The 11,612-nt window shown below is 36.6% G+C and carries 11 protein-coding genes; 4 read left to right on the top strand and 7 right to left on the bottom strand.

Annotation, left to right across the window (positions count from 1 at the left end; all coding sequences use genetic code 11):
* Window positions 1–78 precede the first annotated feature (78 nt).
* The 7 genes from rpoB to pgk all read right to left on the bottom strand — a co-directional run bounded on the left by rpoB (window position 79) and on the right by pgk (window position 9,118).
* Window positions 79–4,107: a DNA-directed RNA polymerase subunit beta gene (gene rpoB / locus J3U16_RS05490; RefSeq protein ID WP_267331018.1), complete on the bottom strand. Its 4,029-nt coding sequence runs from the start codon at window positions 4,105–4,107 to the stop codon at window positions 79–81.
* A gap of 243 nt (window positions 4,108–4,350) precedes the next feature.
* Entirely contained in the window at window positions 4,351–4,719 is a 369-nt protein-coding gene (rplL, locus tag J3U16_RS05485; protein WP_065561815.1) for a 50S ribosomal protein L7/L12, read from the bottom strand.
* Between the two features lie 58 nt (window positions 4,720–4,777).
* On the bottom strand, window positions 4,778–5,275 hold the full coding sequence (rplJ, locus tag J3U16_RS05480) for a 50S ribosomal protein L10 (RefSeq protein WP_065561814.1): 498 nt from the start codon (window positions 5,273–5,275) through the stop codon (window positions 4,778–4,780).
* Window positions 5,276–5,498: 223 nt separating this feature from the next.
* Entirely contained in the window at window positions 5,499–6,200 is a 702-nt protein-coding gene (gene rplA / locus J3U16_RS05475) for a 50S ribosomal protein L1 (protein ID WP_065561813.1), read from the bottom strand.
* Window positions 6,201–6,203: 3 nt separating this feature from the next.
* Window positions 6,204–6,632, bottom strand: coding sequence for a 50S ribosomal protein L11 (gene rplK, locus J3U16_RS05470; protein WP_034884321.1), 429 nt, complete (start codon window positions 6,630–6,632; stop codon window positions 6,204–6,206).
* Window positions 6,633–6,801: 169 nt separating this feature from the next.
* Window positions 6,802–7,881, bottom strand: coding sequence for a class II fructose-bisphosphate aldolase (gene fbaA, locus J3U16_RS05465; protein ID WP_065561812.1), 1,080 nt, complete (start codon window positions 7,879–7,881; stop codon window positions 6,802–6,804).
* Between the two features lie 73 nt (window positions 7,882–7,954).
* The gene (pgk, locus tag J3U16_RS05460) at window positions 7,955–9,118 is read right to left on the bottom strand and encodes a phosphoglycerate kinase (protein ID WP_065561811.1); all 1,164 of its coding nucleotides are present in this window, start codon (window positions 9,116–9,118) and stop codon (window positions 7,955–7,957) included.
* 229 nt (window positions 9,119–9,347) lie between these two features.
* On the opposite strand from pgk, the gene rpsT reads away from it, so the two are divergent.
* The 4 genes from rpsT to dtd all read left to right on the top strand — a co-directional run bounded on the left by rpsT (window position 9,348) and on the right by dtd (window position 11,611).
* On the top strand, window positions 9,348–9,611 hold the full coding sequence (gene rpsT, locus J3U16_RS05455; RefSeq protein ID WP_025316521.1) for a 30S ribosomal protein S20: 264 nt from the start codon (window positions 9,348–9,350) through the stop codon (window positions 9,609–9,611).
* Window positions 9,612–9,728: 117 nt separating this feature from the next.
* A complete protein-coding gene (locus tag J3U16_RS05450; protein ID WP_065735209.1) occupies window positions 9,729–10,313 on the top strand; it encodes an SPOR domain-containing protein in 585 nt (194 codons plus the stop codon).
* 12 nt (window positions 10,314–10,325) lie between these two features.
* Window positions 10,326–11,159, top strand: coding sequence for a virulence factor BrkB family protein (locus tag J3U16_RS05445; protein ID WP_065735210.1), 834 nt, complete (start codon window positions 10,326–10,328; stop codon window positions 11,157–11,159).
* 17 nt (window positions 11,160–11,176) lie between these two features.
* Window positions 11,177–11,611 (top strand): D-aminoacyl-tRNA deacylase, encoded by a 435-nt coding sequence (gene dtd, locus J3U16_RS05440; protein ID WP_065561808.1) that lies wholly within the window; start codon window positions 11,177–11,179, stop codon window positions 11,609–11,611.
* Window position 11,612 lies beyond the last annotated feature (1 nt).

The raw sequence follows: 11,612 nt of genomic DNA, 5'->3' as shown, positions 1-11,612 counted from the left end.
TGGAGTTAAACCAATTAGATAACTTATCATTGCTGATAAGTTATCCCTATAAATAGAAATCATTTCAGTTAGTTAAGATTACTCTTCATCTAACTCGATATTAATACCTAACGAACGAATCTCTTTTAATAATACATTAAATGATTCTGGAATCGCAGGCTCCATACGATGATCACCATCTACAATATTTTTATACATCTTAGTACGACCATTCACATCATCTGATTTAACAGTTAACATTTCTTGTAGAGTATAAGCAGCACCATATGCTTCAAGTGCCCATACTTCCATCTCACCGAAACGTTGACCACCAAATTGAGCTTTACCACCCAATGGTTGTTGTGTAACCAGACTATATGAACCTGTAGAACGCGCATGCATCTTATCATCAACTAAGTGATTCAATTTCAGCATATACATGTAACCTACAGTTACTGGACGTTCAAATTGCTCACCTGTACGACCATCAAACAATGTAATTTGACCTGACGTTGGCAAATCACCAAGTTCAAGTAATGCTTTAATTTCTTGCTCTTTTGCACCATCAAAGACTGGCGTTGCAAGAGGCATACCATTACGTAAATTTTGTGCCAATGTCATCACTTCTTGGTCAGTAAATTCAGCAACATTGACTTTCTGTGCTGCCCCTAAACCAAGGTCATAAGCTTTCTGAATGAAATCACGTAATTTAGCTAACTCTTGCTGTTCTTTTAGCATTGCATCGATCTTCTGACCAATACCTTTTGCCGCCATACCTAAGTGAGTTTCTAAAATCTGACCGATATTCATACGAGACGGAACACCAAGTGGATTCAATACGATATCAACTGGACGTCCTTTATCATCATATGGCATATCTTCAATTGGGTTGATTTTAGAGATAACCCCTTTGTTACCATGGCGACCCGCCATCTTATCACCAGGCTGAATTTGACGTTTAACTGCTAAGTAAACTTTAACAATTTTGAGAACTCCAGGTTGTAAATCATCACCTTGAGTAATCTTCATTCGTTTAGCTTCAAGCTTCTTATTAAATTCAGCTTTGATTTCATCATGTTGTTCAGCAAGTTGTTCTAATTGAGCTTGCTTACTTTCATTAGAAATACCAATGGTTAACCATTTTTCACGTGGTAAAGCATCTAATTTGTCTGCTTTAATACCACCAGAAATTAATACATCACGGATACGAGCAAACAATGCTGCTTCTAAAATTTTAAGTTCTTCAGTTAAATCTTTTCTTACTTGCTTGAGTTGCATCTCTTCAATTTCAAGTGCACGTTTGTCTTTTTGTACACCATCACGAGTGAAGACTTGAACATCAATAACCGTACCTGAAACACCATTTGGTACACGTAATGAAGTATCTTTAACATCAGATGCTTTTTCACCGAAAATAGCACGTAGTAATTTCTCTTCTGGTGTTAATTGCGTTTCGCCTTTAGGCGTTACTTTACCAACAAGAATATCACCACCTTTTACTTCAGCGCCGATATAAACAATACCAGACTCATCAAGTTTAGAAAGTGCTGCTTCACCCACATTTGGAATATCAGCAGTAATTTCTTCGGCACCAAGTTTAGTATCACGAGATACACAAGATAGTTCTTGAATATGAATCGAAGTGAAACGATCATCTTGTACCACTTTTTCAGAGACTAAAATAGAATCCTCAAAGTTATAACCGTTCCATGGCATAAATGCCACGCGCATATTTTGACCAAGTGCTAACTCACCTAAATCCGTTGATGGACCATCTGCAAGTACATCGCCACGCTCAACCTTTTCACCTAATTCCACGCATGGAATTTGGTTAATACAAGTATTTTGGTTAGAACGGGTATATTTAGTTAAGTTGTAAATATCAATACCTGTTTCACCGGCATACATTTCATCATCGTTAACGTTAATAACAATACGTGAAGCATCAACATATTGTACTGTACCGCCACGACGAGCAACCGCAGTTACACCTGAGTCAACCGCAACCGCACGTTCCATACCAGTACCAACAAAAGGTTTTTCTGCTTTTAATGTTGGTACAGCTTGACGTTGCATGTTCGCACCCATCAAGGCACGGTTCGCATCATCGTGCTCAAGGAATGGGATTAATGAAGCACCAACAGAAACGATTTGTTGTGTTGATACGTCCATATAATGAACTTGTTCCGGGCTATATAAACCAGATTCACCATTTAAACGGCAGGTCACTAAATCTTCTTTAAAGCGACCATCGTCATCAAGATTTGAGTTAGCCTGAGCTATAACAAACTCACTTTCATCGATTGCTGATAAATAGTTAATCTCATCAGTCACAACACCGTCAATCACTCGACGATATGGCGTTTCTAAGAATCCATACTCATTGGTACGTGAATAAACCGCTAATGAGTTAATCAAACCGATGTTTGGACCTTCCGGCGTTTCAATCGGACATACACGACCATAATGTGTAGGATGTACGTCACGCACTTCAAAGCCTGCACGTTCACGAGTTAAACCACCTGGACCTAATGCAGAAATACGACGTTTGTGAGTAATTTCAGATAATGGATTGTTTTGATCCATAAACTGAGATAATTGGCTAGAACCAAAGAACTCACGAATTGCCGCTGAAATTGGTTTAGCATTGATCATATCTTGTGGCATTAATGAATCAAGATCACCTAAAGATAGACGCTCTTTTACAGCTCGTTCAACACGAACTAAACCAATACGGAATTGGTTTTCAGCCATTTCACCAACACTACGGATACGACGATTGCCTAAGTGATCGATATCATCAACTTCACCATGACCATTACGGATGCTGATTAATTTCTTCATTACATCAACGATATCAGCTTTTGTTAAGACGCTTTCGCCTTCAATATCGTCTCGTCCTAAAGAACGATTGAACTTCATACGACCTACCGCTGATAAGTCATAACGTTCGTCGGAGAAGAATAGATTATCAAATAACGCTTCGGCTGCTTCTTTTGTTGGTGGCTCGCCTGGACGCATCATTCGATAAATTTCAACTAATGCACCTAATCGATCACGTGTTGAATCAACATTTAATGTTTCAGAAATAAATGGTCCATGATCTAAATCATTAGTGAATAATGTTTCAATTTTCTTATAACCAGCATTGGTTAATTCAAGTAATAGTTCTAAAGAAATTGGTGTATTGGCAAAAGCAATAACCTCACCAGTTTCTTCATCAACATAATTTTTTGCTAAAACTTTATTTACAATATATTCAACTGGAACGTCGATTTTAGTTACTTTATCTTTTTCAAGCTCACGAATATGACGAGCTGTAATACGACGACCTTTTTCTGCGTAAACTTTGCCTTTAGATTCGATATCAAATAGCGCTGTTTCACCACGTAAACGCTCTGGCACAAGCTCCATTTTTAATTTTGATTTGCCTACTTCGAAAATAGTTTTTTCGAAGAACATATCTAAAATTTCTTCAGTTTCATAACCTAACGCACGTAAAATAATTGTTGCTGGAAGTTTACGACGACGGTCGATACGAGCAAAAAGATTATCTTTTGGATCAAATTCGAAATCAAGCCAAGAGCCACGATAAGGAATAATCCGAGCATTATATAAAACTTTACCAGAAGAGTGCGTTTTACCTTTATCACTGTCAAAGAACACACCTGGACTACGATGTAATTGTGAAACGATAACACGTTCAGTACCGTTAATCACAAAAGTACCATTGTCCGTCATTAAAGGGATTTCGCCCATATAGACGTCTTGCTCTTTAATATCTTTAACTGTTCCTTCTGGCGCATCTTTATCATAAATAACTAAACGTAATTTAACGCGCAATGGTGCTGAGTAAGTGATCCCTCTGATTTGACATTCTTTTACATCAAACACAGGTTCGCCCATTTTAAAGCTTACGTATTGTAACTCAGCGCTACCACTATAACTTTTTATCGGAAATATTGAACGGAATGCGGCTTCTAAACCATATTGACCTTCTGGGTCTTGCTCAATAAACTTCTGGAACGAATCAAGTTGAATAGAAAGAAGATACGGTATATCCAAGACTTGTGGACGCTTACCAAAATTCTTACGAATTCGTTTTTTCTCGGTATAAGAGTAAACCATTAGTTCCTCAACTTGCTTATCTGCTATTTTAGCATGATTAAATATTCATCAGGGTACTACGAAATGATAACGCCTGACACCTCATCGAAAATATCTATAAATATCAATTGATTAGGCTTAATAAATATATTATTTCTTTATTACTTTTTATTGATAATCTTCAAATAAAATTATTTGACTTATTACAGCGCAAAAAGGCTGGAGGTATAAAACCCCCAGCCGTTTAGCTTGCTATTGATAAACTTACTTAAGTTCGACAACTGCACCAGATTCTTCAAGTGCCTTTTTAAGTTCATCTGCGTCAGCTTTGCTAACACCTTCTTTAACTGTTGCTGGAGCTGATTCAACAAGGTCTTTTGCTTCTTTTAAGCCTAGGCCAGTTGCACCACGAACTGCTTTGATAACAGCTACTTTGTTAGCGCCAACATCTTTTAAGATTACATCAAATTCAGATTTTTCTTCAGCTGATTCAGCTGGACCAGCTGCTGCAACTGCTACAGCTGCTGCTGCAGAAACGCCAAATTTTTCTTCCATCATTGATACAAGTTCAACAACATCCATTACAGACATTTCTGCAACTGCATCTAAAATTTGTTCTTTAGTGATAGACATAATATAGTTTCCCAAATTTACATTTTTTTAATTAATAAAATTCACAATCACAGCGCTATTAAGCAGCTTGTTTTTGATCGCGAACCGCTGCAAGAGTACGAACCAATTTGCCAGCTGCGGCTTCTTTCATGGTTGACATCAAGCGAGCTAATGCTTCTTCATAAGTAGGTAATGTTGCTAAGCGATCAATGTTCGCTGCAGTAATTAACTCACCTTCAAAGGCTGCGGCTTTAATCTCAAAATTATCATTTTCTTTTGCAAACGCTTTAAAAATACGCGCAGCAGCACCTGGGTGCTCATTTGAAAATGCAATTAGAGTTGGACCAACAAACGAATCTTTTAAGCACTCGTATTGAGTTCCCTCAACAACACGGCGTAATAAGGTGTTACGAACAACACGCATATAAACACCAGCTTCACGAGCAGATTTACGTAATGCAGTCATGTTTTCTACAGTTACGCCACGAGAGTCAGCTACAACTGCAGATAGCGCACCTTTGGCGATTTCATTAACTTCAGCAACAATTTCTTGTTTATTTTGAAGATTTAGTGCCATTGGTATTGCTCCTGGATTAAACTAGGCAAAGCCTAGAATTATTTAAACTAACTACAAATGTAGTTAGCACAATCACGATGAGCAGAATGCCTGTATTATATCTTATCAGGTTCTGTCACCGTCTACGTAGGAAGATTAAGTAATTAAATATCAATTACACCTACGGTCTTGGACGGGGTCTGGTTAAGGCCAGACACCAACCGATTCTTTGTTTAACAATTAATTAAACAGATGCATTTAAAGTTGCTTGGTCGATAGCAACACCAGCGCCCATTGTAGTAGAAAGACTAACTTTCTTCACAAATACACCTTTTGAAGATGCTGGTTTTGCACGTTTTAATGCAACAAGTAATGCTTCTAAATTCTCTTTAAGCTTATCTGCATCGAAATCAGCTTTACCGATAGTAGTATGGATAATACCATTTTTATCATTACGGTAACGGATTTGACCAGCTTTAGCGTTTTTCACTGCTTCAGCAACGTTAGGTGTTACAGTACCAACTTTAGGGTTTGGCATTAAACCACGTGGCCCTAAAATTTGACCTAATTGACCAACAACACGCATAGCGTCTGGAGATGCAATAACAACATCAAAGTCCATTTCGCCTTTTTTGATTTGATCCGCTAGATCATCCATACCAACTAATTCAGCACCAGCTTCTTTAGCAGCATCAGCGTTTGCACCTTGAGTAAATACAGCAACACGTACACTACGTCCGGTACCATGAGGAAGAACGATAGCACCACGCACATTTTGATCTGATTTACGTGAATCAATACCTAAATTAACTGCAACATCAACGCTTTCAGTAAATTTAGCAGTAGCAAATTCTTTTAATAAAGCGATTGCTTCATTGATTTCATATTGTTTAGTCGCGTTTACTTTTTCGCGGATAAGTTTAGCTTTCTTAGATAATTTAGCCATGAATTAACCCTCCACTTCCAAGCCCATTGAACGAGCAGTACCTTCAATAGAACGCATCATCGTTTCAATAGTTGCACCATTCATATCAGCAGCTTTCAATTCAGCAATTTCACGAATTTGAGCGCTTGTTACTTTACCTACTTTTTTCTTATTAGGCTCACCAGAACCAGACTTGATTTTAGCTGCTTTCTTTAATAATACAGCCGCAGGAGGAGTCTTAGTTACAAAAGTAAATGAACGGTCAGAATATACTGTAATAACAACAGGAATAGGTAGACCTTTTTCCATGCTTTCTGTTTTAGCGTTAAATGCTTTACAGAATTCCATGATGTTAACACCATGTTGACCAAGTGCTGGACCAACTGGTGGACTAGGATTTGCTGCACCAGCTGCAACTTGCAACTTGATGTAGGCTTGTACTTTTTTTGCCATTTTAGTTTCCTTTTTCTCGGGTGCAAACGCTTCTATTAATCAATAGACAGCTCCCCTAAGTTAAATGAGGGCGAAATTATCCTACAACTAATACAAAAATGCAAGACTTTTTATTAGCGGATAAAATAAAAGCAGGAATAGCCCTGCTTTTATATAATAATGAATGATATTAAAGTACGTCGATCGCATTAAGTTCTTTAAATGCAAGTTCTAAACGAGCAACTAAAGATTCTTGACCTTTACGTAACCATACGCGTGGATCATAATATTTTTTATTTGGAGCATCAACGCCTTCAGGGTTACCTAATTGACCTTGAAGATAAGCTTCATTTGCTTTGTAATATTCTAAAACACCAGCCCAGTTTGCCCATTGCGTATCAGTATCGATGTTCATTTTAACAACACCGTAACTTACTGCTTCTGCAATTTCTTCAGGAGTAGAGCCAGAACCACCATGGAACACAAAGTTCAATGATTTAGCTGGTAAATTGAATTTCTCAGATACATATTTTTGAGAGTTATCTAAAATTTTTGGCGTTAATTTAACATTACCTGGTTTATAAACACCATGAACGTTACCGAATGAAGCTGCGATAGTGAAACGTGGGCTAATTGCACTTAAACGCTCATAAGCATAAGCAACATCTTCAGGTTGAGTATAAAGTGCTGAACTATCCATATGGCTATTGTCAACACCATCTTCTTCACCACCAGTACAACCAAGCTCTAATTCTAATGTCATTTTCATTGCTGACATACGAGCAAGATATTGACAACAAATATCAATATTATCTTTTAAAGATTCTTCTGAAAGATCGATCATGTGAGAAGAGAATAGAGGTTTACCCGTTTTAGCAAAGTGAGCTTCACCTGCGTCAAGTAATCCATCAACCCATGGAAGAAGTTTTTTAGCACAGTGGTCGGTATGAACGATAACTGGCACACCATATTTTTCAGCCATAAGGTGAACATGTTTAGCGCCAGAAATTGCACCTAAAACAGCAGTTTCTTGCCCATCTAATTTCAATCCTTTACCTGCGATGAATTGAGCACCACCATTAGAGAATTGAACGATAACAGCAGAACCAACTTTAGCCGCAGTTTCGATTACTGCATTAATTGTATTAGTGTCAACACAGTTAACAGCTGGTAATGCAAAATTATTTTCACGAGCAACTTGAAACACTTTTTGAACATCATCACCGGTTACAACACCAGGTTTAACGACATCAGAAATCTTTGTAGCCATTTTAATACCTATAGATTTATTTATATAAAAATTAAAGGATGAGTGATTGGCTCATCCTTCATATAGAAAATTATTACGCTTTTGCTCTCTCTTCTAGCATTGCAACAGCAGGAAGTTTTTTACCTTCTACAAACTCTAGGAAGGCACCACCACCAGTTGAAATATAAGAGATTTTATCTTCAATACCAAATAAATCAATTGCAGCTAATGTATCACCACCACCTGCGATTGAGAAACCTTGGCTGTCAGCAATTGCTTTAGCAACAATCTCGGTACCACGACGGAAATTAGGGAACTCAAATACGCCAACAGGGCCATTCCATAATATAGTTTTGGCTTTTTTGATAATGTCTGCTAATGCTTCAGCTGATTTATCACCTAAATCAAGAATTTGTTCATTCTCTTTTACATCAGCAACTGATTTTTCAGTAGCTGTCGCAGTTTCACTAAACTCTGTTGCTACACGAACATCAGTAGGAACTGGAATATGACAATTAGCCATTAATTTTTTTGCTTCAGGAATTAAATCAGCTTCATAAAGTGATTTACCCACATTATAGCCTTCAGCTGCGATGAATGTATTTGCGATACCACCACCAACAATAATTTGGTCAGCGATTTTTGATAAAGAATCAAGAACAGTCAATTTTGTTGATACTTTAGAACCAGCAACAATCGCAACCATTGGACGAGCTGGATTATCTAACGCTTTACCTAAAGCATCAAGTTCAGCTGCTAATAATGGACCGGCACAAGCAACTGGCGCAAATTTACCAGCTCCATGAGTTGAAGCTTGAGCACGGTGAGCAGTACCAAATGCATCCATTACATAGATATCACAAAGTGCTGCATATTTTTTAGATAAAGTTTCATCATCTTTACCTTCGCCTACATTAAAACGTACGTTTTCAAGAACAACTAGTTCGCCTTCCTTAACGTCAACACCGTTAAGATAATCTTTTACTAGACGAACAGGGAAAGAAACATGTTCTTTTAAATAATCAACCACTGGTTGTAGAGAGAACTCAGGGTTATATTCGCCTTCAGTTGGACGGCCAATATGAGAAGTAACCATTACTTTAGCGCCTTTTTTAATGGCTTCTTCAATAGTCGGTAATGATGCTTTAATTCGAGCATCAGAAGTAACCTTACCATTTTTGACCGGCACATTAAGATCTGAGCGAATAAATAAACGTTTCCCTTTTAGATCAAGATCTTGCATTCTAATGATAGACATGAGACTTCCTCTTTTAAATATAAAAACAATAAAATTTTTGCTATTCTAACATAAAATTTCTTTTTAGGTTACATCCATTATCGGTTATATAGTAAACATTTAGTAGAAATTAGTAATTTATACTATATAGGAAATTTTTTTATGTAACAGCATTGACAATAGAAAGAAAATCAGGCATATTTCCCCGCCTTATTAATATGTATTTTTTATCTAAACTTGGGAGTTGACTTTGGCTAATATCAAATCAGCTAAGAAGCGTGCGGTTCAGTCCGAAAAACGCCGTAAACATAATGCTAGTAACCGTTCAATGATGCGTACTTATATTAAAAAAGTTTACGCAGCTGTAGCAGCTGGTGATAAACAAACAGCTGAAGTAGCATTCAAAGACATGCAAGCAGTTGTTGACCGTCAAGCGGCTCGTGGTCTAATCCACAAAAACAAAGCAGCACGTCATAAAGCGAATTTAATTAAACAGATTAAAGCATTAGCTTAATTTTCTAATCTGTTGACAATAGAGTTAAAGAAAATTAAAAAAAAGTGGTGTAAGCCACTTTTTTTATTTATATACTATTATTTAAATTTATGTGAATAAAAGAAAAGAGAGCGTATTGTGGTTCAGCGTGATTATGTAAGAAAAAAGAGCCAATCAAAAGGAAAAGCTAAAAAAAATAAGTCACGATTATTCCCATCTTTAATGATATTCCTTGCAATCATCATTATTATTTTGTTTTCTTCTATTCTATATTATCTTTCAACCAATTCTTCTGAAAAACCAGTTGAAAAACCAAAAGTCAAAACTGAATCTCCAGCAATAACCCTGCCGGAAAAACCACAAGAACGCTGGACTTACCTTAAAGAATTGGAAACACCAAATGCTAGTAGCAACTCAAATAAAATGGCAAGTGAACGGCAACAAATATTAGATAGCTTTATGAATAACACCACGACCACATCGACTATATCATCAAGTAATGATAATAATAAATGGTTACTACAATGTGGTGCTTTTAAAGATAAAACAAATGCAGATACATTAAAAGCATCTTTGGCAATGACCGGTATTAGTGGTAACATATCTTTAAGTCAGCAGTTATATCGAGTTACCGTTGGGCCTTATACAAATAAAGGTGATGTGCAAAAAGCATTAAACACTTTAAAAACGAATGGAATTAATAACTGTATTATTTCTAATTAAATAAGATATATTATGAATATACTTAAGCATATACAGACCTTTTTGGTAATGTTATGGTCTCGTATAAATCATGATCGTTTAACCTCATCCTCGGCAGAACTAGCTTATACGACAATACTTGCATTAGTCCCATTAATAACTGTTGTGTTTTCTTTACTTTCTGCGTTTCCTATGTTTAATGAAGTTAGCCAATCATTAAAACAGCTCATTTATAGCAATCTTGTCCCTACTGCAAGTGACACCATTCAAAATTACCTAGAACAATTTATTGCCAATACAAAAAAAATGACATTTATCGGAATTATCGGTTTAATAGTAACATCATTACTACTTATTAATTCTATTAATAATGCACTAAACCGTATCTGGCAAACCAAACGTAAACGTTCATTCATGTATAACTTAACCATGTATTGGACAATTTTGACATTAGGTCCTATTTTAGTTGGCTCAAGTGTTGCAGTAAGTTCTTATATATTTTCCCTAAAATGGCTATCGAATGCTGCTAGTGGTGATCTCCTACTAAGTACTTTACCATTTATCATATCGGTTGTTGGATTTTGGTTGCTCTACAGCATTATTCCAACTGAATCAATTCCATTTAAAGAAGCAGCAATTGGTGCGTTAGTTGCAGCAATATTATTCGAAATTGGTAAACGCGCTTTTGCGCTGTATGTTACTTCTTTTCCGACTTATCAACTTATTTATGGGGTAGTTTCCTCAATTCCCATTATGTTAGTTTGGATCTACTGCTCATGGTGTATTGTTTTGTTTGGCGCCGAATTTGCAGCAACACTCGCTGACTATAATAAACAACAAAAAGCGCTATTAAAGCCCCAATCTTAACTGGAATAATATAAATTATGATTGCCTTAATCCAACGTGTAAAACAAGCATCGGTTTCTGTTGATAATCAAATTATTGGTCAAATCGATCAGGGATTACTTGTTTTACTCGGTGTTGAACAAGATGACAACGAGCAAAAAGCAATACGCTTGAGTGAAAAAGTACTCGGCTATCGTATTTTCAGTGATATTAATGACAAAATGAATCTCAATGTTCAGCAAATAAATGGAAAATTGTTGGTTGTTTCTCAATTCACCCTGGCCGCTGATACTCAAAAAGGTATGCGCCCAAGTTTCACAAAAGGTGCTCCACCCGATAAAGCTAATGAACTTTATCAATTTTTTGTTAGACAATGTCAGCAACAAATTGAGACACAAACTGGACAATTTGCCGCTGACATGCAGGTTTCTCTTATTAACGATGGACCCGTAACTTTTTGGCTACAAGTTTAAA

Source organism: Gilliamella sp. B3023, assembly GCF_026536845.1.
Classification (GTDB): Bacteria; Pseudomonadota; Gammaproteobacteria; order Enterobacterales; family Orbaceae; genus Gilliamella; species Gilliamella apicola_E.
The sequence above is the reverse complement of the archived record's forward strand: the minus strand, read 5'-3'. Positions and strand labels throughout refer to the sequence as shown.

Bases quoted from the DNA above. Each gene is read 5' to 3' on its own strand.
- rpoB (WP_267331018.1), bottom strand. From the start codon at position 4,107: ATGGTTTACTCTTATACCGAGAAAAAACGAATTCGTAAGAATTTTGGT.
- rplL (WP_065561815.1), bottom strand. From the start codon at position 4,719: ATGTCTATCACTAAAGAACAAATTTTAGATGCAGTTGCAGAAATGTCT.
- rplJ (WP_065561814.1), bottom strand. From the start codon at position 5,275: ATGGCACTAAATCTTCAAAATAAACAAGAAATTGTTGCTGAAGTTAAT.
- rplA (WP_065561813.1), bottom strand. From the start codon at position 6,200: ATGGCTAAATTATCTAAGAAAGCTAAACTTATCCGCGAAAAAGTAAAC.
- rplK (WP_034884321.1), bottom strand. From the start codon at position 6,632: ATGGCAAAAAAAGTACAAGCCTACATCAAGTTGCAAGTTGCAGCTGGT.
- fbaA (WP_065561812.1), bottom strand. From the start codon at position 7,881: ATGGCTACAAAGATTTCTGATGTCGTTAAACCTGGTGTTGTAACCGGT.
- pgk (WP_065561811.1), bottom strand. From the start codon at position 9,118: ATGTCTATCATTAGAATGCAAGATCTTGATCTAAAAGGGAAACGTTTA.
- J3U16_RS05445 (WP_065735210.1), top strand. From the start codon at position 10,326: ATGAATATACTTAAGCATATACAGACCTTTTTGGTAATGTTATGGTCT.
- dtd (WP_065561808.1), top strand. From the start codon at position 11,177: ATGATTGCCTTAATCCAACGTGTAAAACAAGCATCGGTTTCTGTTGAT.